We start from the raw sequence: 14,904 nt of genomic DNA, 5'->3' as shown, positions 1-14,904 counted from the left end.
GTACCGACCGTTGAGCAAGAAAAGCCTTGACGCGATTGAGTTTTTGGAGTAGCAAAGTTTTTCGACAGAAAAGGTGCAGGTAGATATATGCGTATCGAACACCTGTTCATATATTTTCTGTGAACAGAGAGCCGGCGATCGCAGCTCGCATAAAAAACGGGTGCAGACCAAAGTCCGCACCCGTAAATGTCGATGCCCGAAGGCTTACTTACGCATCAAGCCGCCGCGCTCGTCGATGGCGTCCCAGAAGGCGCTGGCAAAGCGAGGATCGCTTGCGGCCATGAGGGCGTTGGTGGCCATCCAGCCAGACGGGGTACCAGTGTCGTAGCCCGAGAGCGGATCGATGACGACAGCGTACATGGCCTCGCGGTCGAGCGAACGTGCCATGGCGTCGGTCAGCTGAATCTCGCCGCCCTTACCGGCCTGCTGATCGGCCAGCAGGTCCATGACCAGCGGGCTCAGCAGGTAGCGACCGACGATGTACAGGTTGGACGGAGCCGCCTCGGGAGCGGGCTTCTCCACCAGGCCGCCGATGCGCCACACGGCACCCGGCTCGGCATCGGCAACGCCCTCGGCGCCCTCGAGCGAACCGACGCGCTCGCCGGCGATAACGCCATAGCGGCTGACTTCCTCGGGCGAGCAAGCAGCGACGGCGATAACCGAAGCGCCACCGTGCTCCTTGGAGACGGCGAGCATCTTGTCGCAGATGTCGCGGTTGGGCACAACGTAGTCGCCCAGAAGAACCAGGAAGTTCTCCCCCGCCACAGCGTCGGCGGCAGATCGAATAGCGTGACCGAGGCCCTTGGGCTCGTACTGATAACGGAAGTCGACCGGCATACCGCCCGCATGGGCGACGGCGTCGGCATAAGCATCCTTGCCGCGCTCGCGCAGCAGGTTCTCGAGCGAACGGTCGGGCTGGAAGTAGCTCAGCAGCTCGGGCTTACCGGGAGAGGTAACGATGATGGCATCGTCGACCTCCTCGGGGTCGAGTGCCTCCTCAACGACATACTGAATGACCGGCTTGTCGAGCACCGGCAGCATCTCTTTGGGCGTGCACTTGGTGCCAGGCAGAAAACGCGTGCCAAGACCGGCGGCGGGGATGATTGCCTTCATGTTATTCAAAGATCCTTTCGCAGGCGCAAAAGCGCCCCATGCGTGCGGCGCACAGCCGCAGACCAAATTGCGATACCCAAGCATCTTACTGCTGGAACTATATGTCGCTACAAGGCAGGGACAATTCTTCAGCAGGTCAACGCAAATTATTGCTCGAATGGTGCAATTTAATTGCCCAACGGCAGGACACCCGATACGACGCAAATCACAGAACATGGCAGTTTGAGCAACCGATACCGAGGGACCTAAAAACAAAAAAGACGGGGCTCGCAATGCGAACCCCGTCTGCAAAGAAATCTGGCGAGAAAGCCTGATTACTTGAGGGTGACAGCAGCGCCAGCAGCCTCGAGCTTCTCCTTGGCAGCCTCGGCGTCCTCCTTCTTGGCACCCTCGAGAACAGCCTTGGGAGCGCCCTCGACGACCTCCTTGGCCTCCTTCAGGCCAAGGTTGGTGAGCTCACGGACGGCCTTGATGACCTGGATCTTGTTGTCGCCGAAGCCCTCGAGCACGACGTCAAACTCGGTCTTCTCCTCGGCCTCAGCAGCGCCAGCAGCGGGAGCGGCGACAACAGCGGCAGGAGCAGCGGCGGAAACGCCGAAGGTGTCCTCGATAGCCTTAACGAGCTCGGAAGCCTCGAGAAGGGTCATTTCCTTAAGAGCATCGATGATCTCATCGGTGGTAAGCTTAGCCATTTCTAAGTCCTTTCGGTTTCCGTGCGGATGCACGGAGATCAGTTAAAACACGGCGCGAATGCGCCAGGGGTGCGGCGTTGCCGCCGCGGGTGAAAACAGCAACTAGGCTGCCTTCTGCTCGGAGACCTGCTGGATCGAACGAGCGAGACCAGAGGAAACGCCGTTGACGCAGACAGCGATGTCGCGAGCGAAACCGGAGATGAGACCGGCGATCTGGCCGAGAAGCTGATCCTTGGTGGGCAGCTCGGCGATAGCCTTAACATCATCAGCGGAAACGGCCTTGCCGTCGGAGATACCGCCCTTGATCTCAAGGACGCCCTTGGACTTAGCGGAGAAGTCCTTAAGGGCCTTAGCGGCCTCGACCGGCTCGGTCTCGTAGAACACATAAGCGACGGGGCCGGCGAGGATCTCGTCGAGCTCGGGCTGCTCCTGGTTCTTGAGAGCGATCTTGACCAGGTTGTTCTTGTAGACCTTCATCTCGGCGCCGCACTCGCGAAGCTGATGACGCAGCTCCTGAGCCTGCTTAACCGTCAGACCGTTGTAGTTGACGACGAACAGACCGGCGTTCTCGGCGATACGGGACTCGATCTCTGCAACCTTGTCGATTTTGTACTGCTGGGGCATGAATTACACCTCCTCGAATTCTTTCCGGGCACGGTCCGCCACAAGGACGTGACGGGGGCATGTCCAAAAAGAAAGCCCCCGCGCTGCATGAGCGACGGGGGCGAGAAGACATATCTACTCGACCACCTCGGCTGGCGGGAAGTCCCATTAAGCTCGCGGGTAAGACCCGTTTGCGCCGGCTGTCTCTGGCAGCGGATTCGTGCGTGAACCGAAAGTATTATGGCGGGGACCCCGGCGTCGGTCAACGGGAAACCGGGCTGCACACAATTCCACCATCCGGCCGCGCCGCCGAAGGCCAGGCGCAAGGTTTTCGCTCGGTCAGGTCCTGAGCTCGCACGAAGAGCACATTAAGTGCTCTTCGGCTCGTGCGGAATCTACGAAAACCTTGCGCCTGGCCTTCGGCGGCGCGGCCTGCGGTGACTTTGGGGCAGCCCGGTTTCCCGTTGGCCGGCGCCCCCACTCATAAGCCTTAAGTCGGTGGGCTGATATGTTGCGTCCCTGATGGCTACAAGGTTGAAAGGAAGGTGGACAGGCGGCGGAGGCCTTCGTCCAGGTCTTTATCGGAAACGCAATAGCTGAGGCGGACGTGGCCTTCGGTGCCGAAGCAGTCGCCCGGGACTAGGGCTACGTTTGCCTCTTTGATGGCTTTGATGCAGAAGTCTTCGCTTGTTAGGCCGAATTGTTTGATGCTGGGGAAGGCGTAGAAGGCACCTGCCGGTTCCACTACGTCGAGGCCCATGGCCTCTAAGGCTGCGAGTACACGTTTGCGACGAGCTCGGTAGACTTCGAGCATGGGGGTGGAGTCGACGGTCAGAGCTCGAGCTGCAGCGTCCATCTCAAATGAAACGGCGCTCGATACTAAGTATTGGTGAGCTTTTGCGATCTCGGCGATGACGGGTGCCGCTGCTGCGAGCCAGCCCAGGCGCCAGCCGGTCATAGCCCAGGGCTTGGAGAAGCTCTCGATGACGACCGTCTGCTCACGCAGCTCCGGGTGACGCTGGGCAAAGCGCTCGTAGCCATCCACATAAACCAGGCGGTTGTATACGTCGTCGCAGACCACGTAGATGCCCGCCTGCTCCGCCACGTGCGCCACGGCGTCGAGCGATGCCGTGTCGAGGATGCAACCCGTGGGATTGTTGGGCGAGCAGATGACGATGGCCTTGGTCGCCGGCGTCACGCAAGCACGAAGCGCATCCTCGTCAATCTGGAATTGCGCGGGCTCCGTATCCAAGAAGACCGCTTTGGCGTGGTTGGCCACAACGATGCTCTCGTACAGGCCAAAGGCCGGCGTGGGGATAATGACCTCGTCGCCGGGGTTGAGCATGGCCATGAATGTTGCCGACAGTGCCTCGGTCGCGCCGTCGGTCAGGATGACCTCATCGGCGGAAAACGCCAGGCCCGCGTCATCCATATATTTGGACAGTGCATCACGCAGGGCGGGGCGACCGTTGTTGGGCGGATAGTGCGTGTCACCGCGGTCCAGTGCGGCGGTCACCTCGGCACTAATCACATCGGGCGTGGGAAAATCGGGCTCGCCAAGCGCAAGCGCGATGCATCCCGGGTGCTGAGCGGCGAGTGCGTTAATCCGACGGATGCCGGAGGGCTTGAGCGTGGCAAGCGAGGTATTCATGGGCAGACGCATGGCGTTCCTTTCGTAAGGGTTGCACTAGGATAGCGCGCCCAGCGCCACCAGACGGTGTAACCTAAACGGAAACGAGCCGGAAAGGAGATGGCATGGAGACGACCGCGCGCGGCGATGTACCAAAAACACTGCACACCATTGCGTATATCAGTATTCCCAATAGCGCCGATCTTGATTTTTTGCTCTGGGACCTGCAGGATGCCATCGCCGCCTATGCTCAACTTTCCGGCACCGCACTCCCCCGCCCGGTCGACTTGAAGGCAAATGACGCCGGCAGCGTTGCCGATGGCATCGTGCTGGCCATTGAAGATGTGGCTGACGATGAGACGTTGACAGCTATCGAGCAGACGCTTGAGCGCTTTGGCGGTACGGGAACGCGCGTCTATGCCGCGATTCGAGCCGCACAAGAGGGCACTGAGCAGGCGCGTGGGGCCGCCGTTCGCCTGCACAAGGCATGTGAGCGCCATGACCAATTGTGGTGTGGCGGCGTTGCCATCTGCGCCGGCAGCGGCATTGCGGCGCTTCGTCGCTCCCCGCGCATGGGACTCTTGCGGCGACCGTTTTCGGAAGCGATGGATAAGCTTGTGGGTGCCGTGCGCATGGGCTGCTCAGTTGAGCACGCCCAGCTGCTCGGCGGCGGCGATGCCGGTAGCGTCAACGCCGACGGCATGGTGCGTGTCGAGCCCGCGCTGCCCGCGCCGATCTGGCACGCCATCATCAAACGCCTCGGCGCCCATGCTCAATCAGATATCTAAATTACAGGGCGCCCCAGTCAACGGCTTCGTGCCAACGCTCAACAAGACGCCCCAGACGCCAGGCGGCATTGGCGGGACTTGTCGAGGGCAGGACGATGGCGGGCAGCCCGGTGCGTTCTTGTAGATAGCGCTTGTAGAGCCGGCCAGCTGTACCACCGTTGCATATCACCTGCTCAATCGGAGCTGCGCCGGCAATGCGCTCGACATGCGCCGGAACGACGTTTTTGATGCTCGCGTCGCTTGAGCCCTTGATGTCACAGCTCTCGATCACGTCCCACAGGGCCACACCGCCGTTGAGCAGCATAACCCGCTTGGCAGCAACCGAGGCGTCGAGCGTCGCGGGCTCGCCGCTCGCCAAAGAGTCTCCCTCGTTGGGCGGCACGGGCACACCGAGGCACGCGGCCATCACACGCCAAAAGCGATTCTGAGGGTTGCCGTAATAAAAGGCGTTGGCGCGCGAAAGCACCGAGGGAAACGATCCGAGCACCAAAACGCGCGAGCGCTCGTCAAACACGGGTTCAAACCCATGCTCAATATGTTGATAGTCCTCGTCAGACACGGCCATGGGCTAGGCTCTCAACAGATAGCGCACCTCGTAGGGTGCAAGCTCAAGGGTACCCGTCAGCTCGACCGTGGGCGCATCGTCGGCAAGCAGGTCGACAAAGGACCCGTTGAGCTCGCCGGCGCCAAAGGTGTAAGGCTCGCCCACGGCGTTCACCGCCACGAGCACCGTCGCGTCATCACAGGCGCGCTCGAACAGCAGCTGCTTGTTCTGGATCACCACGTTGCGATAGGCACCGTAGTTGAGAGCACAGGCCGCCGCGTCATCGGCCGAGCGAAGGTGCGCAAGCTGCGTGATGAACGCCGTCAGCTCGTTGGGCGCAGGCTCATCGAGCGCAGGTCGCAGCGCCCAGTCACCATCGGGGCCGCCCTTTTCGCCGGCAATCCCCCACTCGCTGCCATAGTAGACGCACGGAATGCCCGGCATGCCAAAGAGCATGCCATAGGCGGGACGCAGGCACGACTTGTCGGTGAGGATGCTTGCCAGGCGCGGCACGTCGTGGTTGTCGACAAACGACAGCAGGTGCTTGCCGCGGTAGATGCACCACGGATCGCCGCCAAACTGGCGATGCAGCGAATGCGCGATCTCGAACATATTGACCGAGTTAAAGCTGGAGTACAGGCCCTTGTAGCACTCGTAGTTGGTGCAGGAGTCGAGCATCTCGTCGTTGACGATCTGGTTGTAGTCGCCGTGGAGCGTCTCACCAATCAGCACAAAATCGGGCTTGAGCTCACGGGTAAAAGTATGCAGGCGGCGCATAAAATCGCGATCGAGCATATAGGCGACGTCCAAGCGCAGGCCGTCGATGCCAAAGCCCTCGGCCCAGCGACGCACGGACTCAAGCAGGTAATCGACCACGGCGGGGTTTTGCAAGTTGAGCTTCACAAGCTCAAAATGGCCTTCCCAGCCCTCGTACCAAAAGCCGTCGCCATAGCAGGAGTCGCCGTCAAAGCTAATGTGAAACCAGTCCTTGTAGGGCGAGTCCCACTTGCGCTCCTGAACATCGCGGAAGGCCCAAAAACCGCGACCGACATGGTTGAAGACGGCATCAAGCACCACACGGATGCCATGGGCATGCAGTGTCTCGCACACGGCGGCAAAGTCGGCATCCCCACCCAGGCGACGGTCGATATGGCGCAGGCTGCGCGTGTCGTAACCGTGACTGTCGGATTCGAGCGGCGGGTTAATGAGCACAGCACCGATGCCGAGCTCTTGCAGGTAGTCGGCCCATTGGGCAATCTTCATTATGGGCGCATCGGGGTTGGGCGCAGCGTTGGCAGCCTGGGCGAGTTCATCCTCGGCAACAGGGGCGGCGTTTTCGCGCGGAGCTCCGCAAAAGCCCAGCGGATAGATCTGATAGAACGTCGTCTCGTATGCCCACATAGCAACCTCCCGGCAATCTTTCACGCAACGCCATCCATTGTATGCCCGCCGCGCATCCCCTCCCCCAAAATAAGTTGCGGTGAAATAGGGACTGTTGAGACCAATAAACCGGGCAAACAGTCTCTATTCCACCGCAACTGATGAGGGAACGTGATTAGGCGACGGGCTTTGCGCGGCGTATGACCGGGAACAGCACCGTAATGGCGAGGATGACGCCCACGACGGTAATCGCCCCGCCCGCAAAGCCAATCCAAGCGATACCGGGACCCGAAACCACGGCGCCGCCGATTGCGGTGCCCGTGCCGATGCCGAGGTTAAACAGGCCCGAGAAGATCGACATGGCGACGGCCGACGAATCCGCCGGTGTGTACTTGATGAGCTCGGCCTGGAACGCCACGTTAAAGGCTGTGGAGCAGCAGCCCCATAGCGCGCAGACGGCAAGCACTGCTACGAGCGACGATGCGACCGGACCCATGAGCAGCAGAGCCACCGGCACGCCGGAGAGCGTGATAGCCAAGAACGGGAAGCGATGCCCATCGAACAGGCGGCCAAACAGCCAGCTTCCGAGCAGACCGGAGCAGCCAAACGCCGTCAGCGTCATGGTAATAGCGCTTGCGTCGACGTGCGCGACCTGCGCCAGGAACGGCTCGATATAGCTGTAACCCGCATAATAGCCGGTTGCCATGAACACCGTGACCGCATAAAGCGCGATGAGGAATGGATTCTTGAGCAGCTCGGGCAGCTGCTTAACGGTAAAGCGCTCGCCCACCGGCATGGCCGGGAACACCGCGGCCTGGTACACCACCGCGGCGGCAGAGAAGGCACCGACCACGGCAAACGTCATGCGCCAGCCCACAGCTAGTCCGATGGCGCGGCCGATCGGCAGGCCAAAGATCTGCGCGATGGACGAGCCCGTGGCGATTATGCTGATGGCGAGCGCCCCGTGGCGACTGTCGACCAGGCGCGAGGCCATGATTGAAGCGACTGACCAGAACACGGCATGCGCGCAGGCGACCACCAGACGCGCGCAAACCAAAATAGGATAGGTGGGCGCCACAGCGGACAGGAACTGGCCGAGCGAAAACACGGCCAAAACGCCCAACAGCATCCGCTTGAACTCAAAGCGCGAGGCAAACACCATAAGCGGCAGCGACAGCAGCATGACGCCCCAGGCATAGACCGAAATCATGATGCCTGCCTGGGCCTCGGTGAGCGAGAACGACGCGGCGATATCAGTCAGAAGGCCGATGGGCATGAACTCTGATGTGTTGAACACGAACGAACAGCAGGCGAGCCCGATAAGCGGGAGCCACTGCTTGAGCGAGATGCCATCTTGTCTTGCCTGGGTCATGTAGGAAACCTCTCCGATTGTCATGGGCGGTGGGCGATTATATAGCAACGGCCCCGCATCCGTCAGTACAGATGCGGGACCGCAATCAACTCAATACACAGGGGTTGCGCCGTCAATAAATAGCTAAGCCAACCCCAACAATATGCCCGCCGAATGCACGACAAACGCCACGATCCAGGCGACCGTCACCTGAAACGCGAACACGGCAACGGCATAGCGCGCACCCAGCTCGCTCTTGACGGCACCGATGGCCGCCACGCAGGGCGGGTACAGCAGCGTAAAGACCAGGAACACGTAAGCGGTAAACGGCGAAAACATGGTCGACAGTGCCGCGGGCGAGGTCGCGCCCAAAAGCACCGTGAGGGTCGAGATGACACTCTCCTTGGCGATAAGGCCGGTGACGAGCGCCGTGGATGCTCGCCAATCGCCAAACCCAAGCGGCGCCAGCGCCGGCGCGATGATGCTGCCGAGACCCGCAAGCAGGCTTTGCGACTGATCGGCGACCACATTAAAGCGGATGTCGAACGTCTGAAGGAACCAAATGACCACCGTAGCGGCAAAGATAATGGTGAAGGCCTTGGTGATGAAGTCCTTGGCCTTATCCCATGCCAGCATCACCGTCGTCTTAACGCTCGGCAGGCGGTAATTGGGGAGCTCCATGATAAACGGCACCGGGTCGCCCTTAAATGCCGTGCGGTTGAGCACCAAAGCCGCTATGCATCCGACCGCAATGCCAATCAGATAGAGCGAGACCATGGCGGGAACTGTCGCCTGCGGGAAAAACGCCCCGCACAGCAGACCGTAGACCGGCAACTTGGCCGAACAGCTCATGAACGGCGTGAGCATGACCGTCATCTTGCGGTCGTGCTCGGATGGGAGCGTACGGGTCGACATGATAGCCGGCACGGTGCAGCCAAAACCGACGAGCATGGGCACAAAGCTGCGGCCCGACAGGCCAAAGCGACGCAATACCTTATCCATGACAAAGGCCACGCGCGCCATGTAGCCCGAGTCTTCCAGAATGGAGAGGAACAAGAAGAGCACGACGATGATCGGCAGGAAGGTCAGCACGCTGCCCACGCCCGTGAGAACACCGTCGACGGCCAGCGAGCGCACCACGTCGTTGGTGCCGAACGCCTTGAGACCCGCATCGGCCGAGGCGATGATGGCAGCGATGCCGTCCTCCATAAGTCCCTGCAACGCCGCGCCGATCACGCCAAACGTCAGCCAAAAGACGAGGCCCATGATCACCAGGAACGCCGGAATGGCTGTGTAACGACCTGTCAGGATGCGGTCAATCTTGACGGAGCGCACGTGCTCGCGGCTCTCGTGCGGCTTTACGACGCAGCGCCCGCACACGTCGCCGATAAAGCCGAAGCGCATGTCGGCCAGCGCAGATAGACGGTCGGTGCTGGCCTCGCCCTCCATCTGGGTAATGATGTGCTCGATGGCGTCAAGCTCGTTGCGATCCAGATGAAGTGCCTCGGTCACCAGCTCGTCGCCCTCAACCAGCTTGGTCGCCGCAAAACGCACGGGAATGTGCGCCGTCGCGGCATGGTCCTCGATCAGGTTGGCAATGCCGTGGATGCAGCGATGCAGTGCACCGCCGTCTGGACCATCGGGCGCACAGAAGTCCAGGCGACCGGGGCGCTCACGGAACCGCGCCACGTGCAAGGCATGATCCACCAGCTCGCCGATACCCTCGTTGCGGGCAGCGCTAATGGGGACAACGGGCACGCCCAACAGGCTCTCGAGCAGGTTGACGTCCACGGCGCCGCCGTTGGCCGTCACCTCGTCCATCATGTTGAGCGCGATGACCATGGGACGATCGAGCTCCATAAGCTGCAGCGTCAGGTACAGGTTACGCTCGATGTTGGTGGCGTCGATGATGTCGATGATGGCGTCGGGGTCTTCGTCCAAGATGAATTGGCGGCTGACGATTTCTTCGCCCGTGTACGGCGACAACGAGTAAATACCGGGCAAGTCGGTAACGCTCGCCTCGGGGTGGTTACGGATAGTGCCGTCCTTGCGGTCGACCGTCACGCCGGGAAAGTTACCGACATGCTGGTTGGAGCCCGTCAGCTGGTTGAATAACGTGGTCTTGCCGCAGTTTTGGTTGCCGGCGAGGGCAAAGTGCAGCGGCGCGCCCTCGGGCACGGCCGTCTTTGCCGCACGGGGCGAATACGTCCCCTCGCCGAGTGCCGGATGCTCCGTCGTGCCGATTGCGGCGTTAGCGCGCGGACCCGTATCGGTGTCGTGAATACCCACGAGCTCGATGCGAGCGGCATCGTCCTTGCGCAGCGTCAACTCGTAGCCACGCAGGCGAATCTCGAGCGGGTCGCCCATGGGGGCGTACTTCATCATGGTGACTTCGGTGCCCGGCGTCAGGCCCATGTCCAAAATATGCTGACGGAGCGCCTGGTCGTCGGATGTCACCGATGCGACAACGGCGTCCTTTCCAATCTCGAGTGTATCGAGCTTCACGCGCTCATCCTTTCGTTAGACGCGGTTAACCGTTTACCGGGGTTAACCAACTCGTAACGACAAATGATAGCGCTCTGAACTATTTTATAAAGTCAAATACCGATGTTTACCTGCGCAAACTTTATGCGGTGCGCCCCGAAGGCTCTTTACGCATACCGCTCAGCGAGATCGAAACGGAACCCGACCGCGCGGTAGCAGTGAGTCGATCACCCTCGACCGACCCCGTGCATGTAAAGGGCGCCTTGCCTATCAAGACGTGGGAGATAGTACCCAAGAGCTCAAAGAAATCGCCCTCAGCACGGGCACTCGAGAGAGCGATATTGAGACCCCTGACGTTTAGTACTGCCCTGAGCGCGCCGTTCACCCCATGTGAAAACGTCACCTCGCCGCGTCTACTCCCCACCGGCGTCTGGGCCGAAACCACATACGTACCCTCAAGCATGGTTCCTCCTCTGAGTAGGCTTTTTGAAATGGCCATCTAGTCTACTTTGCTGCGAGACGGCTTGCCCAGAAACTGCAAGCACATAACGACGTTCAACCAACAGATTGCTGCAAGGAGGACAAGCGTGCAAGGGGGGGGGCAGATTACATTTGGTACCACTTGCGCCAACGGACGGGATGCGGAGCGACTGTGCAGGTGGATTCCGGATCGCCGCTTCCTCCGTCCCCCAGCGAATCAAAACAAGTTGCGGTGGAATAGTTCCTGTTTGATGCTTTAACCAGCAAAAACAGGAACTATTTCGCCGCAACAGCAAAAGCCCGCGCTGGCAACAAATGTCACCTGCGCGGGCTTGGTGGGCGCTCACAAAGGCACGTTACAGAGGCCCACGTCAGTTAAGGATTACCGAACGGCACCGGCACGCGACGCCTCCGTCGGCTTACCAAGCGATGAAGCTTGCCGCAGTCTTAGACTATCGGCGCAATGCCGGCAAAGTGCAGATACAGCGAGATGACCGCCACGACAATGACCACCGCTGCGATCAGCTTGTCGTGCAGGTGCGGAAGTACCGGCTTACCGCGACCTCGCTCGCCCAGCATATAAACGGGAATGGCCGGAGCAAAAAGGATCGTCGTGATCATGACGCCCTGGAGGCCCGTCGACCACACAAGGAACAATGTGTAAATGAAGCCGAGCGTGCCGAAGAATCGCGCCTTGCCGACGCTTGGCGCATGCGGTCCGTCCAGATGCTCCTTCTTCCAACCAATCACCATGTAATAGGCAGCCGAGCAGACATACGGAACCAGAATCGTGTTGACTGCGCAGCTATAGAAGAACTGGTAGGTGCTCGCCGCCACATACGACACGATCAAGAAGAGCTGCGTAATGCCGGAGCTCACGAGAACCGTTACCACCGGGGCGTCGTGCTTGTTCGTCTTGGCAAACGCCAGAGGGAAGGATCCCTGGCGCGCCGCCTCGAACGGCGTCTCGGACGCAATGATGACATAGCCCAGCAGCGCGCCGACCAACGAAAGGATAACGCCAAGGTTTACGATGGCAGCACCAACCGGACCGATTGCGCACTCGAGAATTCCCGCCATGGAGGGCGTTGCAAGCTGTGCCATCTCCTCGCGCGGCATAATGCCGAGCGACAGCATCGAGATGATCAGATACAGCGTGAATACAGCCGCAAATCCGAGCGCCGTCGAGCGGCCGACGTCACGCACGTACTTAGCACGGCCCGAGATAACGACAGCGCCCTCGATGCCCGTGAAGACCCAGACAAGGGCAATCATGGTCGAGACAACCTGCTCGCCAAAGCCAGGACCAGCCGGCTCTCCCCAGAAGTTGTCCATAAAGATATCGACGTTGAACTTACCCAGGAGCACGATACTCAGCACAAAGAGCCCCAACGGCACCAGCTTCGCCAACGTGACGATTGTGTTAATGCACGCAGCCTCCTTAACGCCACGAAGCACAAGGGCGGTAAGGAACCACAAAAACACGCTGGCGCAGACGATAGAAAGCAGGTTGTTACCCGCGCCAAACGCGGGGAAGAAATAGCCCAGCGCGCTAAACAGCAAGAGCGCAAAGCTCACGTTGGAAAGACATGCGCTGATCCAGTAGCCCCAAGCGGAGTTGAATCCAATGTAATCGCCAAAACCGGCCGCAGCGTATGCATAGATGCCGCCGGTCAGGTCGGGACGGGCCTGAGACAAACCGTTGAACACCATCATCAGCGCAAAGACGCCAATAAAGCAAATTCCCCACGAGACGATAACCGCACCGGTATTTGCCCCGCCTGCTGCCATATCGCCGGCAAGCGAAAAGATGCCGCCACAAATACTGGCGGTAATAACCATCATGGTCAGACGAAAGAGATCGAGGCCATTAGGGTCGATAATCTCTTCATTTTGAGCTTTAGAGGCCATTGTATGTGCACCCCCTTCATCATGTGATCGAACGAAAGATGGCCCGGACGTCCCGAATCGGGTGCCGGGCCATCGGTCAAGCGATCATCAGACTGTTACAGCTATCGCGTTAGAAGCGCAGCGACAGGCAAGAAAGGCCGCCGTCGACCTTGCGATACTCGGAGGTGTCAACGACGAGTGTCTTGTAGCCCAGATCCTGCACGGCCTTGAGCACAGTCGGATAGCCCTCGGCAACGATGACCGTACCGTTGACCCAGATGCAGTTTGCGCCGTACGCCTCGTCCTCGGGCACGACGATCTTGTTGTACTGGGCAAAGTCGGGCTTATCGATGAACTCACCGGAGACGAGCATGTTGTTGTCCTCGATGTAGTTGACGCCCGTCTTGAGGTGCAGGACCTCCTCCAGCGGAACCTCAGAACCCTCAAGGCCCCAGCCCTCGAGAATCTCGCAGAACTGGCGAATGCCCTCTTCGTTGGTACGAGCGGAGCGACCGACGTAGAAATGGTCACCGACCATCATGACGTCGCCGCCGTCAAGCGTGCCCGGAGAAACGATGTGCTTGACATGCTCGTCGTCAAAGAAGCGACGGACGACCGGCTCGATTTCGTCCTTCTCGCCATTACGACTGTCGGCGCCGGGGTTGGTAATGATGGCGCCGCAGCGAGTGATAACGGCCGGATCTTCGACGAAGCAGCTGTCGGGATACTGCTCGAGTGCCGGCAGCACCGACACGTCAACGCCGCACTGCTCGAGTGCGTGCTCGTAATCGTAATGCTCCTCGATAGCGCGCTCGTAGATGGGCTGGCCAAGCTCGGGAGCGCTCGTGATGCCATTGCTCAGGGACTTGCCGGGACGACGGATGATGACGTGGCTGAACTTGGTCATGATGATCCTCCTTGGATCTCATAGTACTGAGCGGACTTCCTTGCGTCCGCCTTCCTTCCGATGGCTTTATCTTAGGGTGTCTTTGCTGTTTTGTATATTGTATACAATCCCGAACGGTAGATAATCCTCGGTAAGCGTATTCCTGCTTATCGGCGCAAAGTAGCACGATTTAGCTGGTCGTTCTATAATTCGACTGAGCTATTCAAGCGAAACGTATTTAATTTTAGAAATATACCGTTAAGGAACACAAGCTCATGGAAACGCTCAGAAGGCCCCTGAAGGACCACGTATACGACTATATTTCGAGCCGTATTGACGCCGGCGAGTTGTCCGCCGGCGACCGGCTGAGCGAGCAAGCGATCTGCGATGCCATGGGCGTGTCGCGCACGCCGGTCCGCGAGGCGCTCATCCAGCTGGCAAGCGATGGCTACCTGGACAATCTCCCCCGCCGCGGATTCCGCGTCCGTGGGTTCGATCAGCAAAACGCCGTTGAAGTCTTTGAGATTATGGGGCCGCTCGACGGGCAGGCCGCATATCTCGCCTGTCCGAATCTAACTGACGACGATATTACGCAGCTGAAATTTCTCGTCGGCTCCATGGACCTCGCGATCCAAGGCGGTCTCATCCGTAAGTATGACGACATTCAGCGAGACTTTCACCTTACGTACTTCAACCGCTGTGGCAACGACCGTCTGCGCGATATGATCTCGCAGCTCGAGCGTTGCTTTATCAAGCGCGATTACGAGACTGTTGACCAGGAGACGGCGTGTAAGCTGCTCAATAAAGCCAACAACGAACATGCTCATATTCTTGAGTTGTTCGAAGCACGAGATGCGACGGGCGTGCGCGACTACGTTCGCGATGTCCATTGGAACACAGAAAACGCCCAGTTCACCGTCTGGTAGGAAAACAACAAGGGACGACGTCGGTCTTAAACCTTGGCGACAGCACCGCCCAAACTAATCCGCTTTCCTCCGTCCCCGAGGGATCATTCTTCTGGCAGCCAAGACAACGCCGATGCTTTGGATCGGACAGCGAAAGC

13 protein-coding genes are annotated in these 14,904 nt (G+C 59.7%); 2 read left to right on the top strand and 11 right to left on the bottom strand.

Going from position 1 to position 14,904, the window contains the following annotated elements; translation table 11 throughout:
• Window positions 1–204 precede the first annotated feature (204 nt).
• The 4 genes from DW796_RS06900 to DW796_RS06885 form a co-directional block, all read right to left on the bottom strand.
• Window positions 205–1,113 (bottom strand): UTP--glucose-1-phosphate uridylyltransferase, encoded by a 909-nt coding sequence (locus DW796_RS06900; protein ID WP_117716442.1) that lies wholly within the window; start codon window positions 1,111–1,113, stop codon window positions 205–207.
• Window positions 1,114–1,427: 314 nt separating this feature from the next.
• On the bottom strand, window positions 1,428–1,805 hold the full coding sequence (gene rplL / locus DW796_RS06895; RefSeq protein WP_006235005.1) for a 50S ribosomal protein L7/L12: 378 nt from the start codon (window positions 1,803–1,805) through the stop codon (window positions 1,428–1,430).
• Between the two features lie 102 nt (window positions 1,806–1,907).
• Window positions 1,908–2,429, bottom strand: coding sequence for a 50S ribosomal protein L10 (gene rplJ, locus DW796_RS06890; protein ID WP_089572500.1), 522 nt, complete (start codon window positions 2,427–2,429; stop codon window positions 1,908–1,910).
• A 505-nt stretch (window positions 2,430–2,934) separates the two neighbouring features.
• Window positions 2,935–4,071, bottom strand: coding sequence for a pyridoxal phosphate-dependent aminotransferase (locus tag DW796_RS06885; protein ID WP_118094675.1), 1,137 nt, complete (start codon window positions 4,069–4,071; stop codon window positions 2,935–2,937).
• 92 nt (window positions 4,072–4,163) lie between these two features.
• Here DW796_RS06885 and DW796_RS06880 point away from each other — a divergent pair, with 92 nt between their 5' ends.
• Window positions 4,164–4,826, top strand: a complete 663-nt coding sequence (locus tag DW796_RS06880) for a hypothetical protein (protein ID WP_118094674.1) — start codon at window positions 4,164–4,166, stop codon at window positions 4,824–4,826.
• A gap of 1 nt (window position 4,827) precedes the next feature.
• Here DW796_RS06880 and DW796_RS06875 read toward each other — a convergent pair whose 3' ends face one another.
• From DW796_RS06875 to DW796_RS06845, 7 genes are all read right to left on the bottom strand, one after another.
• The gene (locus DW796_RS06875; protein WP_118094673.1) at window positions 4,828–5,391 is read right to left on the bottom strand and encodes a DNA-deoxyinosine glycosylase; all 564 of its coding nucleotides are present in this window, start codon (window positions 5,389–5,391) and stop codon (window positions 4,828–4,830) included.
• Window positions 5,392–5,394: 3 nt separating this feature from the next.
• Window positions 5,395–6,771, bottom strand: a complete 1,377-nt coding sequence (locus DW796_RS06870; protein WP_118094672.1) for an alpha-amylase family glycosyl hydrolase — start codon at window positions 6,769–6,771, stop codon at window positions 5,395–5,397.
• Window positions 6,772–6,925: 154 nt separating this feature from the next.
• Window positions 6,926–8,122, bottom strand: coding sequence for an MFS transporter (locus DW796_RS06865; protein WP_117786144.1), 1,197 nt, complete (start codon window positions 8,120–8,122; stop codon window positions 6,926–6,928).
• Between the two features lie 123 nt (window positions 8,123–8,245).
• The gene (gene feoB / locus DW796_RS06860; protein ID WP_118094671.1) at window positions 8,246–10,606 is read right to left on the bottom strand and encodes a ferrous iron transport protein B; all 2,361 of its coding nucleotides are present in this window, start codon (window positions 10,604–10,606) and stop codon (window positions 8,246–8,248) included.
• Between the two features lie 121 nt (window positions 10,607–10,727).
• On the bottom strand, window positions 10,728–11,048 hold the full coding sequence (locus DW796_RS06855; protein ID WP_118094670.1) for a hypothetical protein: 321 nt from the start codon (window positions 11,046–11,048) through the stop codon (window positions 10,728–10,730).
• Between the two features lie 464 nt (window positions 11,049–11,512).
• A complete protein-coding gene (locus DW796_RS06850; protein ID WP_118094669.1) occupies window positions 11,513–12,976 on the bottom strand; it encodes a basic amino acid/polyamine antiporter in 1,464 nt (487 codons plus the stop codon).
• A 109-nt stretch (window positions 12,977–13,085) separates the two neighbouring features.
• Entirely contained in the window at window positions 13,086–13,862 is a 777-nt protein-coding gene (locus tag DW796_RS06845; protein WP_117635364.1) for a dimethylarginine dimethylaminohydrolase family protein, read from the bottom strand.
• 254 nt (window positions 13,863–14,116) lie between these two features.
• Between DW796_RS06845 and DW796_RS06840 the strand changes: the two genes are divergently transcribed.
• The gene (locus DW796_RS06840; protein WP_117775869.1) at window positions 14,117–14,767 is read left to right on the top strand and encodes a GntR family transcriptional regulator; all 651 of its coding nucleotides are present in this window, start codon (window positions 14,117–14,119) and stop codon (window positions 14,765–14,767) included.
• Window positions 14,768–14,904: the final 137 nt, after the last annotated feature.

This window comes from Collinsella sp. AM31-2AC (assembly GCF_003469285.1).
Lineage (GTDB): Bacteria > Actinomycetota > Coriobacteriia > Coriobacteriales > Coriobacteriaceae > Collinsella > Collinsella aerofaciens_AT.
The sequence above is the reverse complement of the archived record's forward strand: the minus strand, read 5'-3'. Positions and strand labels throughout refer to the sequence as shown.

Coding starts and splice junctions, on each gene's coding strand:
- DW796_RS06875 (WP_118094673.1), bottom strand. CDS start 5,391: ATGGCCGTGTCTGACGAGGACTATCAACATATTGAGCATGGGTTTGAA.
- rplJ (WP_089572500.1), bottom strand. CDS start 2,429: ATGCCCCAGCAGTACAAAATCGACAAGGTTGCAGAGATCGAGTCCCGT.
- DW796_RS06850 (WP_118094669.1), bottom strand. CDS start 12,976: ATGGCCTCTAAAGCTCAAAATGAAGAGATTATCGACCCTAATGGCCTC.
- DW796_RS06880 (WP_118094674.1), top strand. CDS start 4,164: ATGGAGACGACCGCGCGCGGCGATGTACCAAAAACACTGCACACCATT.
- DW796_RS06840 (WP_117775869.1), top strand. CDS start 14,117: ATGGAAACGCTCAGAAGGCCCCTGAAGGACCACGTATACGACTATATT.
- DW796_RS06845 (WP_117635364.1), bottom strand. CDS start 13,862: ATGACCAAGTTCAGCCACGTCATCATCCGTCGTCCCGGCAAGTCCCTG.
- DW796_RS06865 (WP_117786144.1), bottom strand. CDS start 8,122: ATGACCCAGGCAAGACAAGATGGCATCTCGCTCAAGCAGTGGCTCCCG.
- DW796_RS06900 (WP_117716442.1), bottom strand. CDS start 1,113: ATGAAGGCAATCATCCCCGCCGCCGGTCTTGGCACGCGTTTTCTGCCT.
- rplL (WP_006235005.1), bottom strand. CDS start 1,805: ATGGCTAAGCTTACCACCGATGAGATCATCGATGCTCTTAAGGAAATG.
- DW796_RS06855 (WP_118094670.1), bottom strand. CDS start 11,048: ATGCTTGAGGGTACGTATGTGGTTTCGGCCCAGACGCCGGTGGGGAGT.
- DW796_RS06885 (WP_118094675.1), bottom strand. CDS start 4,071: ATGCGTCTGCCCATGAATACCTCGCTTGCCACGCTCAAGCCCTCCGGC.
- DW796_RS06870 (WP_118094672.1), bottom strand. CDS start 6,771: ATGTGGGCATACGAGACGACGTTCTATCAGATCTATCCGCTGGGCTTT.